At 56.3% G+C, this 13,859-nt stretch carries 10 protein-coding genes; 3 read left to right on the forward strand and 7 right to left on the reverse strand.

What is annotated here, in order from left to right:
• Positions 1 to 23: 23 nt before the first annotated feature.
• The 6 genes from cobM to E6C51_RS04285 form a co-directional block, all read right to left on the reverse strand.
• On the reverse strand, positions 24 to 800 hold the full coding sequence (cobM, locus tag E6C51_RS04260) for a precorrin-4 C(11)-methyltransferase (RefSeq protein ID WP_146929748.1): 777 nt from the start codon (positions 798 to 800) through the stop codon (positions 24 to 26).
• Positions 797 to 2,626, reverse strand: coding sequence for a precorrin-3B C(17)-methyltransferase (gene cobJ, locus E6C51_RS04265; protein WP_190235156.1), 1,830 nt, complete (start codon positions 2,624 to 2,626; stop codon positions 797 to 799). The genes cobM and cobJ overlap by 4 nt, the downstream gene beginning before the upstream one ends.
• Positions 2,623 to 3,360, reverse strand: a complete 738-nt coding sequence (cobI, locus tag E6C51_RS04270; protein ID WP_190235157.1) for a precorrin-2 C(20)-methyltransferase — start codon at positions 3,358 to 3,360, stop codon at positions 2,623 to 2,625. The genes cobJ and cobI overlap by 4 nt, the downstream gene beginning before the upstream one ends.
• A 109-nt stretch (positions 3,361 to 3,469) precedes the next feature.
• On the reverse strand, positions 3,470 to 4,684 hold the full coding sequence (gene cbiE, locus E6C51_RS04275) for a precorrin-6y C5,15-methyltransferase (decarboxylating) subunit CbiE (RefSeq protein ID WP_190235158.1): 1,215 nt from the start codon (positions 4,682 to 4,684) through the stop codon (positions 3,470 to 3,472).
• Positions 4,677 to 5,309 (reverse strand): precorrin-8X methylmutase, encoded by a 633-nt coding sequence (locus E6C51_RS20120; protein WP_230987085.1) that lies wholly within the window; start codon positions 5,307 to 5,309, stop codon positions 4,677 to 4,679. Before E6C51_RS20120 ends, cbiE begins: the two co-directional genes overlap by 8 nt.
• Positions 5,310 to 6,248: 939 nt before the next feature.
• Positions 6,249 to 7,556, reverse strand: a complete 1,308-nt coding sequence (locus E6C51_RS04285; protein WP_190235159.1) for a sirohydrochlorin chelatase — start codon at positions 7,554 to 7,556, stop codon at positions 6,249 to 6,251.
• Positions 7,557 to 7,846: 290 nt separating this feature from the next.
• On the opposite strand from E6C51_RS04285, the gene E6C51_RS04290 reads away from it, so the two are divergent.
• Positions 7,847 to 8,632, forward strand: a complete 786-nt coding sequence (locus tag E6C51_RS04290; RefSeq protein ID WP_190235160.1) for a TSUP family transporter — start codon at positions 7,847 to 7,849, stop codon at positions 8,630 to 8,632.
• Between the two features lie 94 nt (positions 8,633 to 8,726).
• Positions 8,727 to 9,446 carry a transcriptional repressor LexA gene (gene lexA, locus E6C51_RS04295; RefSeq protein WP_146929731.1) on the forward strand — a complete coding sequence of 240 codons (720 nt, stop codon included), beginning with the start codon at positions 8,727 to 8,729 and terminating at the stop codon, positions 9,444 to 9,446.
• Here lexA and E6C51_RS04300 read toward each other — a convergent pair.
• Positions 9,427 to 12,120 carry a ComEC/Rec2 family competence protein gene (locus tag E6C51_RS04300; protein WP_190235161.1) on the reverse strand — a complete coding sequence of 898 codons (2,694 nt, stop codon included), beginning with the start codon at positions 12,118 to 12,120 and terminating at the stop codon, positions 9,427 to 9,429. The two genes, lexA and E6C51_RS04300, sit on opposite strands and share 20 nt — an antisense overlap.
• Positions 12,121 to 12,566: 446 nt before the next feature.
• On the opposite strand from E6C51_RS04300, the gene gltA reads away from it, so the two are divergent.
• On the forward strand, positions 12,567 to 13,856 hold the full coding sequence (gltA, locus tag E6C51_RS04305; protein WP_190235162.1) for a citrate synthase: 1,290 nt from the start codon (positions 12,567 to 12,569) through the stop codon (positions 13,854 to 13,856).
• The last annotated feature ends 3 nt before the right edge of the window (positions 13,857 to 13,859 follow it).

Here is a 13,859-nt window from a genome sequence, read left to right on the forward strand (position 1 = left end):
CAATGCTGCAACCAGTGCGGCACTCAACCCACCTTCTTTTTCTTGCCCACATTGCGCAGCACATGGGAAAAATCAGAGTTATACAGATCGCTATCGCGAAACGCGACATTGCCAAACACCTTGCCCACCATCACCAGCGCCGTGCGGGTAATCTTGGCCTTGCGCACCTCGTCTGCCATATCCTTCAGCGTGGTGCGAATGAACAGCTCATCAGGCCATGTGGCGCGATAGGCAATCACCACCGGGCAATCCTCACCGTAGTAAGGTGTCAGCGTATCGCGGATATGAGCGAGATTACGGATGGACAGGTGAATGGCCAAGGTGGCGCGCGACTTGCCCAAGATCTCCAGCGTCTCAAATTCCGGCATGGAGGACGCCTTCATTTCCGTGCGGGTGACAATCACCGTCTGGGCGATTTCCGGCAATGTCAGCTCGGTTTTCAGCCGGGCCGCCGTGGCAGCAAAGGCAGGCACGCCCGGCACAACATCATAGGGAATATCCAGCGCATCCAGCCTGCGCATCTGCTCGGCAACCGCGCCATAAATGGCCGGATCGCCGGAATGCACCCGTGCCACATCCTGCCCCTTCGCGTGAGCTGCGGCCATCTCGGCAATGATCTCATCGAGATGCATGGGGGCTGTGTCTTTCACCAGCGCATCCTCGGGCGCTGCTTTTACAATCTCTTCCGGCACCAGTGAGCCAGCAAACAGACAGACCGGGCAGCGCTCAATCAACCGCAAACCGCGCACGGTGATCAGATCAGGCGCGCCGGGGCCTGCACCGATGAAATAGACGGTCATTGCTGTGCTTCCTTCTGCATTGCTGTGTCTGCCTTGCCGGAATATCCGCGTGGCGTATAGACCCATGTTTTGCCATCACCGGTCGTGACGGTCCGGCTTTCAGACGAGCCAACCACCACCACGGTGAGCATATCCACATCATCGACATTCAGCTTGGCAAGCGGCACGGTGCGCACCAGCTCTCCCGGACGGCCAAGATTGGTGGCGAGAATGACGGGCGTGTCGAAGGGACGGTATTTTAACAGCTCGTCACGGGCATAGGCCAGTTGCGTGCGGCGCTTCATCGATACGGGATTGTAGAAGGCAATGACAAAATCGCCCTCGCCCGCTGCCTTCACCCGGCGCTGAATATGCTCCCACGGGGTCAAAAGATCGGAAAGCGAAATGGTGCAAAAATCATGTCCCAGCGGCGCACCAATGCGCGCTGCCGCCCCTTGCAAGGCCGAAATGCCCGGCGACACTTGCACGTCAATGCGATGGGCTGCATCGCTAATGCCGCCTTTGTCAAACAGCTCGAACACCAGCGTTGCCATGGCATAGATGCCAGCATCGCCGGAGCAGACGAGTGCGACCGTTTTGCCCTCACCTGCCAGCTCCATGGCATGCACCACACGGGCTTCTTCCTTGCCCAGATCAAAATCGTGGCGCGCCTTGCCTGCTGCCAAAGGCCCCAGCAAATCAAGATAGAGAGAATAGCCAACCAGATCGCTGGAGGCCGTGACCATGGCGGATACCTCTGGCGAGCGCCATCCATCCGACCCCGGCCCGATGCCGACCACAAACAGCTTGCCGCGCGCGCGCCCAAGGGTGTTGGCATTCAGAATGTGTGGTGCTTTGCCAATGGCCGCCGTTACACCTTTGGATTTGATCTTGGGCAGAGCAAGAGCGCCATCAGCCCCCACACTTGCCAAAGCCGCCCCTTCGGCAACGCCATGGCAGCCAACTTCGGCAAAAACCACATCAGACGGATTTTGCAGCCGCTCTGCCTCTTGCTCCAGCCGTTCTGCGGTGAAAAACCGGGCTGGCACGCCAAAATGGGCGGCAACGGCGTGAATAGCAATTTCATCCGCTTTCTCATCAATCGAAGCAATGGCAGCTAGGCTTTGGCGAGCAAGACCGCTCTCGTCCAAGGCTTTTGTTGCCAGCGCAATCGCTTCTTCAACCGAAGCATGACGCTCACAGCCCATGCCAAGCACCAGTGTTTGTGGGTGATAGACTAGTTCCAACGGCCCCGGCACATGGGCCTGATCCGTAACGGTCAAAGTCACCCGCCCATCATCAGCAAATGGCAAACGCGATTGCGTGAGCCAATCGGCATGACCGTTCAGCGTCACCGATGCTCCGGCCACCAGCTCTGCCATCACCGCCTTGGCTTGTTCGGGATTGGCCAGTTTATAGCCTTCCGGCGGCGCATCCAGCGCCACGCCGAAGCGCAAATCGCCTGCCGTGGTCACCGCCGCATGGGCGTGCAACGCATCGGCAAGGGAGCGCGCCAAATCATTGGCTCCATGATGCCCACCCAAAAGCGGCACAACGGATGTGCCATCTTCAGACATGCACAGCACCGGCGGCTCGGAATGCTTGTCATTGAGCAACGGTGCCAGCATACGTATCAAAGCACCAGAGGCCATGACGGCAACAATCGGCCGACCTTGGGAAAACAGCGCCTGGACATGGGTTTTCACATCGTCAAAGGCAACATCGGCTCCCGCCACGCGCGCGCGCGACCCATGCATCTCGCCATCAATCACAGCGGCAATCTTGCGGGCAAGTGTCAGTGCGCTTGGCATCAGCACAACAATGGCGGGTTTTGTTGTCAGCATCATAGCGGTCTTTCCGGCGGCTTTGCCTGGGTGTGCGCCCAGCCCTCAGCCCCCTTGTAGATCAGGATCATTGAAAAATAAGGCGCGACATCTTCGCTCACGTCAGCAAGCGGCATGAGTTTTTGGTTGGCCAGCGACACGCGCTCAACATAGCCTGCGTGTTCCGTCAGCCCCATGGCGGCAATCAAAGTACGAATGCGGGCAAAATGCCGACCGAGTTTGATGATGGCCACAGCAGAGGCGCTTTCGATCCGCAAGCTTAGATCAGCATCATCCATCGGCCCCGGCAGCACGCTCAACACATCATTGCGCGCAGCCAGCGGCCGACCATAGGCGGCAGCCGCTGCCATCATCGAGGACACGCCGGGAACAACCTCGGTAGGATAGCGGTGCGCCAAGCGTTCAAACAAATACATGAATGAGCCATAGAAGAAGGGATCCCCTTCACACAGAACCGCCACGTCTGATCCAGCATCAAGATGATGCGACAAGGTTATGGCGGCAGAATCATAAATCTCTTGTGCCGGAAACCGCTCGACCCGCATGGGCACAATCATTGGCACTTCCAGCTGATCGGCCCGCAGATAAGGGGCGGCGATCTGGCGGGCAAAGCTTGGGCCAGTATCAGGGGCCGGATAGGCAATCACCGGAGCGGAGGTCAAAATGCGATGCGCCTTCAGCGTGATCAATTCAGGATCACCGGGACCAAGGCCGAGGCCATAGAGTTTACCGCTCATCGCCAAGCCCCCGCTAAATCAAAATTGAAGGTCAAACCCGTGCCAATCTCTCCCCTTGAGGGGGAGATGTCCGGCAGGACAGAGGGGGGTAAACTCCGGTGAAAAACGCTCACTTCACCACACTCCACATCGTCACTGGCATCAGCGATTTCCAACCGCAAAACCGGCCAACGGGCGCGGCCCGCGAAACCGAAATCCGGCTCATATCCCCACCAAATTGACCGCGCAATGATATCAGCGCCGCCTCACCTTCCAGAGTTACCGCATTGGCCACCAGTTTGCCGCCGGGTTTCAGCGCCTGCCAGCAGGCCTCAAACAACCCATCTGTGGTGATACCGCCACCAATGAAAATCACATCCGGCTGCTCAAGTGCTGCAAGACATAAAGGTGCCTCGGCCTCGACAATCTCCAGATCCGGCACGCCAAGCCCATCCGCGTTTTCACGCATCATCGCCACGCGCTCAGGCTTTGGCTCAATGGCAATGGCGCGGGTGCCCATGCCTGCACGCATCCATTCAATGGCAATCGAGCCACAGCCAGCGCCAACATCCCACAACAGCGCGTTGGGATAGGGTGCAAGCTGAGCTAAAGTTGCGGCCCGCACCTCACGCTTGGTTAATTGGCCATCGTGACGAAAGGCATCATCCGGCAGACCGGCAAGCGGCGACAACACCGGGCCAAATGCTGCACAATCAATCGCCAACGTATTGAAATCACTCAAATCGGGTGCAAGCGTTTCCATATCCGCAGCAGTGTGGCGCACGATGCGCTCACGCGGGCCGCCCATATGCTCCAGCACATGCAACATTGAAGCACCAAAACCGCGCTTGACCAAAAGTGCTGCCGCATCCAGCACCGTGCTCGCATCAGAGGTCAGCGCCAACAGTCTGGCACCGGGCAGAACATGGCGATTGAGATGGGCAAGCGGCCTTCCATGCAGCGAAATCTGCGCGACAGACTGCAAGGGCCAGCCAAGCCGTGCTGCGGCCTGCGAAAAAGCCGAGGGCGATGGCAGCACCCGCATTTCATGCGTCTCAACATAGCGCCGCAAGGTTGCGCCAATGCCAAAATGCATCGGATCGCCTGTGGCGATGACCGTGACGGGCGTGCCGCGCAGTTTCAAAATCTCATCCAACGTGGGACGAAAACCCGCGCCCCAGGTCAAAATCCGGGTCACATCCGGAATGGCACCTCGAATGCCGTCGTGAAGCCGCTCACCCACCACCAACACCCGCGCTTCCTGCAAATGCGCGAGCTGAACCGGCGTCAGGCTTTGCAAGCCATTGTCGCCGATGCCAATGATGGTGAGCCATGTTTCAGCCATTGGTGCCAAGCCCTCCCGCCAGTGCATTTACCGCCGCCGATGCCATGGCGGAGCCGCCGCGACGCCCTTGCACCGCAATACAAGGCACACCACGGCTGTTGGCAGCAAGCTCCGCCTTGCTTTCAGCAGCCCCCACAAAGCCAACGGGAAACCCAAGAATGAGGGCAGGCTTCACCGCCCCTTGGTCGAGCAATTCCAGCAGGCGAAACAGGGCCGTGGGCGCATTGCCAATGGCAATCACCGCCCCTTCCATCTGGCTTGCCCACAGATCAACCTGAGCGGCAGAGCGCGTGGTGCGGTTCCATGCCGCAAGCGGGCGCACGCGCACATCATTCAGCAGGCACACCACCTCATTGCCAGCGGGCAGCAAACGGCTGATAATGCCATGGCGCACCATCTCAGCATCACAGAAAATCTTGGCACCATCGGCCAGCGCCTTTGCGCCCGCTTCAAAAGCACCGTCGGAAAAGACAATATCGTCCGCCACATCCACCATGCCGCAGGCATGGATCAGACGAATGACCAAAGGCTGCATGCTCTCTGGAAACCGCGCCAGATCAGCCTCGCGCCGGATGGTTTCAAAGGACTGACGATAAATCTCGGCCGGATCGCGGATATAATCCAGACGTGATACCGGCGTCTCCTGCGTTGGCTCTTCGGCTGCCAGCACAGTCAAATTTTCATGGCCGATCCCCAAAACCCATCCCTCTTCTTTCAATGCAGCATCCACCTGCGCATCATTCAACATCAATGGGCGCGCAAACAACTCGCCCAACATCCCGGTGACATCAAAGCGCGCAAACTCTTGCGCGACTCGCCGCACCTGGGCCGCGTCTTTAACATCACCATCACTCAATGCCACATCAAACAGCGAGGGATAAATCTCGGCCAGCACCACAGCCTGCGTAAAACCGGTGCAAAACCCTGTTTCAAAGGGCCAAACCGCAATCTCCTTCCGGCTGGGGTGCTGATCGAGAAATGTGGATAGGCGGGCAATGCCCAACAGACTCTGGCTGCCAACCGAACCAGCATAGGCCAATTGCCAAACCGATTTGGCCCCTTTTGCATGATGCTCTGACAGCCGAAAAGCCAAGGGCGGGCCACTCGGTGCAGGCGGTTTGGTGTCAGTTAAACCGTCCAGTAAAAGCGCTCGCGGCCTGCCCCAAAAGCGTGCGCCATCGGGAAAATGGTGCTGGTTCCAGCGTGCCGCCACATCAAACCGGTTGTTGGTGTTGTCGGGACCATCTTGCACCGAACTGGCAATGGCCCGCCACAAGCTTTGCCAATCGGCTTTGCCTGTTATGCGTTCTGCTGTTCCGGCTGGATAACCGAAGGCGAAATCAAATCCGGCCAGCAAACGTCTCTTCGCGGCCAGTGCTTCACTGACCACCTCTTCAAACCGCACCATGAAGGCCGCACGGGTTGGGAAATTCTCCAGCCACAGGATTTCGGGGTCCGTCTGACCCTGCTCAATCAAGCAGGCCCAGATGGAGTTTTTGCCCTTCACCGGCTTGCTGGCCCCAGACCAGTCAACAATCAGGATGCGGTCAAACAACACCTTGGTTTAAGACTTCTTCATTGATTTTGGCCCCAGCGGGTGATCAGCATGGGGATAAGGCGCATGCGTATGCGTGTGTCCATGATCGTGGCTATGACCGTGGTGATGATGTCCATGATCGTGCCCATGACCATGGCTATGCCCGTGATCATGGCCGCAGCCGCAGTTTGGTCCGTGCTCATGGGCGTGGGCTTTACCGCTGGAAGGTGCGTTCATCACGGCATCCAGCGCTGCATCCGGGCTGGCATTCAACAGATGACCATATTTGCCGCCGAGTGTCGTGGAGGCACCATAGTCAAAAACCGGCTCAAGCGACGCGGGCTCTGCGTGGGAATGGAGCGGTGTAAATGGCAGGCCGTGTGTTTTGCAGAATTCCTCACTGCGGCAGGATGCATCACAATCGCCCTTGCACGGACAGTTTTCCAAACCGCCGCCAATACCTTCCACGTGATGGTGATGGCTCTCCTGCGGCTGGCCGATATCGGCTTCGAAGCCAAGAACCTGTTCACGATATTTGCACATCTGACAGTTCATCACCGCCGCACCTTCGAGGATTTCCTTGACCCGATCCTGAAAGGCATCCAGCACCAGCGGATGATCATTGAGATAGCTGGCCTTGACGAACTGAATGTCCGGATGACGCGCGGCCACCTCATCGGTGTAGCTGTAAATGCGCTTTACCAGAACGCCGGTGAAGAGGAAGTAAGGAAATACGATAATGCGCTTGTAACCGAGCTTGGCGGCATGGGTCAGGCCCGGCTCGACCAGAGGAAAAGTCACACCTGAATAGCAGGTCTCGCCCCAGCCAAAGCCCATGCCTTCCCAAAGCATCCGCATCACTTTCGTGGCATTGGAATTGGCATCGGGATCAGACGATCCACGCCCCACCACCATCAACAGCGTATCATGCTTATCCACCACGCCCATTGTGGCGTTGGCCTCATCGACGGCTGCTTGAATGCGATCACCGGCCGCGCGGATCATTTTCAGATCAATGCCAAGCTCGCGACCGTAATTGATCACCATGCCCGGATTTTGTGCCTGATAGGTGTTGAGAACCGATGGAATATCGTTTTTTGCATGGCCTGCCGCAAACAACATGCCGGGCACGGCCAAAACACGGGTTACGCCCTGTTCGCGCAAGCTATCAAGCCCTGCCGAAATCACTGGATTGCAAAATTCGAGATAGCCATATTCCACCGGCATATCGGGGTTTCGCGCGCGCAAGCCCTCTGCAATCACCGCGAATTCGCGTGCTGCATTCTGGTTACGGCTGCCGTGACCGCAGACCATGATTCCGAGTTTTTCTGCCATGAGATAAGGCCTCCATGCTTCGTTTCAGTGCATGTACGAAGCGCCGAAGCCACCCTTTTGGGGTAGCTCCAATGGCCTTTGGGACAGCTCCGGAATTGGCCCCCTGTTTGGGTCAGCCGCACCGGACTATTTCCAGCCTGTCGAACAGGCGCCGTCGCACATCTTGGCGACAGGAATAGCGAAGGCGGCTTGCCGGGTCAAACCAGAATTTTGCCCAACTGCCGTCAGGGCGGTTGCAGTTGCGTCCCACGTGTTGCAAAGAGAGTTTCCCTCCTTCAACGGATAGTCCCGTGGCCGACATTACGCTTCAAATTCTCCTGTTTCTGTTTCTTGCCGCATTTGTAGGTGGCTTTGTTGATTCGATTGCCGGTGGCGGCGGTCTCATCACCATTCCAGCGCTGTTGCTTGCTGGGATTCCTCCGCTCGAAGCCTTGGGCACCAACAAACTCCAAGGCCAGTTCGGCTCGGCGTCCGCCACCATCGCCTATGCGCGCAAGGGTCATGTGCAGCTCAAAACGCAATTGCCCATGGCAACCATGTCGCTGATTGGCGGTGTGATTGGCGCAACCACCGCGACCTACGTGCCTGGCGATGTGTTGAAAGTGATCATGCCGTTTCTGCTGCTGGCCATTGCCCTTTATTTTGCGCTGAAGCCAAATATTTCCGATGTCGACAGCCACCGCCGCATTACGCCCTTTCTTTTCGGTCTGATTTTTGCGCCTTTGATCGGCTTCTATGATGGCCTGTTTGGCCCCGGCACGGGCTCTTTTCTCATGCTCGGCTTTGTGTCCTTAGCAGGCTTCGGCATGCTGAAAGCCACAGCCCACACCAAACTGCTCAACTTCGGCTCCAATGTCGGCGCATTCGCGGTGTTCCTTTTCAACGGGGTTATCCTGTGGAAGGTCGGTCTCGTCATGGGAGCAGGCCAATTTCTCGGCGCGCAAACCGGCTCAAGACTTGCGATGAAAAGCGGTGCCAAAATCATCAAACCGCTGCTGATCATCACCTGCATTGCCATGGCCTGCAAATTGTTGCTTGATCCAGCCAATCCCATCAGAATGTGGATCGGCATCTAAATCAAAAACCTTTAAAATTAGGGGCTTGCAGAACACAACTGGAACATATAGCGTATGTTCTGTATTTGTTTCTCATTCTCAAGGGTTTTAAACGATGCTGACTCGTAAGCAACAGGAGCTTTTGCTGTTCATCCATGAACGCATGAAGGAATCTGGCGTGCCACCCTCGTTTGATGAAATGAAGGATGCGCTTGATCTTGCATCGAAGTCGGGCATTCACCGCCTGATCACCGCCCTTGAGGAGCGCGGATTTATCCGGCGCCTGCCGAACAGGGCGCGCGCGCTTGAAGTGATCAAGCTCCCCGAAGCGATGATGACCAGCATCCCGCCGCGCAAGAGTGGTTTTTCCCCCTCCGTTATTCAAGGCAGCCTTGGCAAACCGCAACCGGTTCCATCGCCCGCCCCCAAGTCGATTGATGACGGCAAAAACGCGGCCTCCATTCCTGTCATGGGCCGGATTGCAGCGGGCGTGCCGATTTCAGCTATTCAAAACAACACCCACGACATCTCCGTTCCCGCTGAAATGCTGGGAAATGGCGAGCATTACGCGCTTGAGGTCAAGGGTGATTCGATGATTGAGGCTGGCATTCTGGATGGTGACACAGTGATTATTCGCAATGTCACCACGGCCAATGCCGGAGACATTGTTGTTGCACTGGTTGACGACGAGGAAGCGACATTGAAGCGTTTTCGCCGTCGCGGTGCATCCATCGCGCTGGAGGCGGCCAATCCGGCCTATGAAACCCGCATTTTTGGACCTGACCGGGTGAAAATTCAGGGCAAACTTGTCGGTCTCATTCGTCGCTATCACTAGAATCGTCAGATTGATCCTCATCATCTTGTGTCGCCGGTTGGAGAGTATGATTTTGCGGCGAAAGATACGTGTTGGTGCGCCAATCGTAATAGCGGTGGCGCGTCCATGGTCTTAGTTCACCATGAAACGTCGTTGCCATTTGCAAAGAGCGAGTTGATCGATCTTGCAGTGTGATTTCAAGAGCCCCCGTTTGGCGCAACATGTCGCGGTCAATAAGCACTGGACCGGGGAGCGCTTGGCCGTTAAGCGCTGGGACAGACAGTGGATGGTCGGGGAGCAAAGCACCAGGTTCGTTGCTCTGGCCGATGCTTGTTGGCTGTAGTGAACTTGTGGATGGGGTGTTCGATGGAGCTGTGCACTTGGCATAAAAGCTCGATTGGGTTGAGACGATAAGATCGGCAAGCGCGCAGGCGGCAGCGCTGTAATCTCGATCCTGAACCTGGACGACAATCCAGTCGTTGCTGAGGGAGGACACGCAAAAGCCACCTGTGCGACAATAAAAGACATCGGGTTTGGCTTTGGCCTTTTCAAGCGCATCCACCATGGCACTCAGAGCGTCGGCGGGGTCGATTCGTGGCTTTTTGTCTTTCTTGTCCTGCTGCTTCCCGTCGGGCGTTTTGTTGGCATTTGCAGGCTTTTTATGGACAGGTTGGGGTAAATTTTCGGCAGCAATCGTTTCGGAAATATCAAGTGCTGTGGCCCATTGGTTGTAGATGAAGCTCGGCGGGCGTTTTTTATTGGTGGCAATTGTCACAGAATCAGAGCTTGAAGCACGCAAAATGCCAACCAGTTGCCCGTCCTCGGTGACGGTCAGTGTCGGCAATGGCGGTTGCTGTTTGAAGGCTTCATAGCCGCATGCGAAGGCAATGATGACGGCACCCATTGTTCGCAAACGTGTTTTGAGCAAGGTCAAAACCAGCAGGCCGATGGATGAGACTGGCAAAAACCACCATTCGAATCGTCCAAACGTAAAGCCCGCTCCCCAGCTTGCCACATGGCTTGCGACCGCCAATACGCCATCGAGGCCAAGGCCCATGAGCCGCAACGGCCATTCTTCCAGCCCAAGCGGCATAAGCAACACGCCAATCATGGCGAAGGGCATGACAATCATCGAAATAATCGGAGAGGCCAGAAGATTGGCCTCAAGGCCGTGCAGGCCAACCCGGTGGAAATGGGCCGCCGAGAACATTGCGGTGGAAAAGCCTCCCAAAGCAGATGTCATCAAAATGCCGCCAACCAGCTTCGTCAAAGGCACGAACGGTTGCAAAATGGCGATGCGGGGCAAGATCGCGGGTAACCTCGGACGCTGCCGCCACAGATCAAAGCCAGCAATGAGGGCGAAAGTCGCGGCAAACGACATTTGAAGGCTTGGTCCCATGACCTGCGAAGGAGAAATCACCACCACCAAAATGGCGGCAAGTGCCGTATTGCGCAAACTGAGAACCGGCCGGTCGAAAAAGGCGGCGGACAGCATGATCACCATCATCAGATAGGCGCGCTGTGCTGCAATTTCATAACCTGAAATCAGGAAGTAGCCGGTTGTTGTTGCAATCGCGCCTGCGGCTGCGATTTTCTTGACCGACAAGATTTCAGCAAGTCCCGGCACCAGGCTGAGTGCTCGTCTGATTCCGACAAAGAACAGTCCGCCCGCAAGCGCCATATGAAGGCCCGATATAGAGATAATATGGGCCAAACCCGAGACACGCAGATCATTATTGGCTTGCTCAGATAGACCACGCCGCTCTCCTGTGACAATGGCCACCCCGAAGGCACCGGCATCGCCGGGCACCCAAAACCGGATGCGCGATGAGATCGCGTTGCGCACCTCCTGCGTCGTATCGCTGAACGCCTGTAGGCTTCTGCTCCAAAGATCCGTCTGCGTGTTTAACTGAGTGTTCCAGGCTGTCGGCGGACGATAAAAATAGCCAATCGCCCCCGTGCCCGTGAAGTAGGAACTTTGCGCAAAGTCATTCAATCCGGGAAGCGCCGGACCAGAAGGCGGGCTCAGGCGCGCGCGACCTTCAATCTGATCACCCGGCTTGAATGGTGCGTGCTTGCCACGCGCCAGCAGCGCAACCTGCTGCGGCATGCGCTTGAGTCGAGGCTTGGCGGTTTCCTGAAGTGCGATCACATATCTTTGATGGCCACTGGCATTGATCTCCGCTGACATCACTCTGCCCCGCACAAGCGTGGTGACGGGTCCATCCAGGATGATGGTATCGAGTCGGTTGGTTTCGACATGGGCCAGAACCATGCCTGCCACTGCCAAAGCGGCAATGCCCAAAGCACCGGCCAGAGCTGGCTGCCGAAAGCGCGTTCGGGTCCAGAGAATCGCGCAAACGCCGCAGATGGAAACAAGCGGCGAGAGAGCCAGATCGTAAGGACGACTAAACCACCATATCGCCCCAAGCCCCAGAAAAACCGGCAGAAACAGAAATGCTCGTCCATAGACCAATTCCTGCTCAGCGCAGGTGCGCACCATAGTGCTGAATCGTTGCCAGGGTGATGTGGCAAGTGACGATGTTGGATAGACATCTGAGTCGTTTGTGTCGCCACCGTGCCCATAATCACGAACCGCCGGTGAGACCGGCAACGGCCATGGCGCTAGGCGGGCGCGCGGCCTTGGCGCTTGCGCTTCGCTGATCTGCTGCCACTCGTCCGCGTCCGGTGCCAAATCTGCCGCTACTCCTTTTTTGAGGCCAGCCAGAGGTGTAATCCCCCCTCAGTTGGCGAATGCACAAGTCCTTAAATCGGGATCAATTTAAGGTGACAATCATCCAGCAGATTTAGAGTGTTACAGCGTCCCTTGTCCGTTTCATAAAACGCAGGGCACTGTAAGCGAAACCACCATCCCTCTTGGCCCTTAAGCCCTCGAACGCCTTGAAATATCCGATATTTGCAAGACATGCGTCACAATATCAATCAAAAGCTGTGGTGGGTAGTGGCGAAAAAAGCCTTTACCATATTGCAAGAGAGATTTGCGTCTGCGGCATATTGCGGCGCACACTTTATCGCATCAATAGCTTGGCATTAACCTTCGGATCATATAGCTAATCCATAACGCTTAACCTGAGGCAAGGCGAAAGCCGCGCCTCCCCGCCTATTATCCGGAGGATCAGCATGACGGAACAAAGCGCAAACTTGAAGATTGATGAAAAGTCGGTTGACCTGACCGTCAAGAGCGGCACGATCGGCCCGGACGTCATCGATATCGCCGCTCTCTACAAGCATACAGGCAAGTTCACTTACGATCCGGGATTTACCTCCACGGCGTCATGCGAATCGAAAATCACCTATATTGATGGTGACGAAGGCGTTTTGCTGCACCGCGGCTACCCAATTGAGCAATTGGCTGAAAAAGGCGACTTCCTCGAAGTTTGCTACCTTCTGCTTTACGGGGAACTGCCAACAGCTGCACAAAAAGCAGATTTTGACCATCGCGTGACTCATCACACAATGGTTCATGAGCAGATGTCCCGCTTCTTCACCGGCTATCGCCGCGACGCCCACCCAATGGCTGTCATGGTTGGCACGGTTGGCGCGCTGTCTGCATTCTATCACGACTCAACAGACATTACCGATCCGCATCAGCGGATGGTGGCCAGCCTGCGCATGATTGCAAAAATGCCAACCATTGCTGCCATGGCTCATAAGTATCACATCGGTCAGCCTTTCGTTTATCCGAAGAACAATCTGGATTACGCCTCCAACTTCCTCCACATGTGCTTTGCCGTGCCTTGCGAGGAGTATAAGGTCAATCCGGTTCTGGCCCGCGCCATGGATCGTATTTTCATTCTGCATGCCGATCATGAGCAGAATGCATCGACATCGACTGTGCGTCTGGCTGGTTCGTCTGGTGCCAATCCGTTTGCATGTATCGCTGCCGGTATTGCCTGCCTCTGGGGCCCTGCTCACGGCGGCGCCAATGAAGCAGCGCTCAACATGCTGAAGGAAATTGGCACCGTTGACCGCATTCCGGAATATATTGCCAAGGCAAAGGACAAGAACGATCCTTTCCGCCTGATGGGCTTTGGTCATCGTGTTTACAAAAACTACGATCCACGCGCCAAAATCATGCAGAAAACCATGTATGAAGTGCTGGAAGCCACAGGCAATAGCGACAATCCGCTGATGCAGGTCGCGCTGGAGCTGGAAAAGATTGCTCTGAACGATCCTTACTTCATCGAAAAGAAGCTCTATCCAAACGTGGACTTCTACTCCGGCATTACGTTGAGCGCTCTTGGCTTCCCAACGGAAATGTTCACCGTGCTGTTTGCTCTGGCCCGCACCGTCGGCTGGATTGCGCAGTGGAACGAAATGATCGAAGATCCGCAGCAGCGCATTGGCCGTCCGCGCCAGCTCTACACGGGTGCGCCAAAGCGCGATTACACCCCTGTTGACAAGCGTTAAAAT

This window comes from Gillisella terrae (assembly GCF_004801395.1).
Classification (GTDB): domain Bacteria; phylum Pseudomonadota; class Alphaproteobacteria; order Rhizobiales; family Rhizobiaceae; genus Allorhizobium; species Allorhizobium terrae.

Bases quoted from the DNA above. Each gene is read 5' to 3' on its own strand.
- cobI (WP_190235157.1), bottom strand. From the start codon at position 3,360: ATGAGCGGTAAACTCTATGGCCTCGGCCTTGGTCCCGGTGATCCTGAA.
- gltA (WP_190235162.1), top strand. From the start codon at position 12,567: ATGACGGAACAAAGCGCAAACTTGAAGATTGATGAAAAGTCGGTTGAC.
- lexA (WP_146929731.1), top strand. From the start codon at position 8,727: ATGCTGACTCGTAAGCAACAGGAGCTTTTGCTGTTCATCCATGAACGC.
- cobM (WP_146929748.1), bottom strand. From the start codon at position 800: ATGACCGTCTATTTCATCGGTGCAGGCCCCGGCGCGCCTGATCTGATC.
- cbiE (WP_190235158.1), bottom strand. From the start codon at position 4,684: ATGGCTGAAACATGGCTCACCATCATTGGCATCGGCGACAATGGCTTG.
- cobJ (WP_190235156.1), bottom strand. From the start codon at position 2,626: ATGATGCTGACAACAAAACCCGCCATTGTTGTGCTGATGCCAAGCGCA.
- E6C51_RS04285 (WP_190235159.1), bottom strand. From the start codon at position 7,556: ATGGCAGAAAAACTCGGAATCATGGTCTGCGGTCACGGCAGCCGTAAC.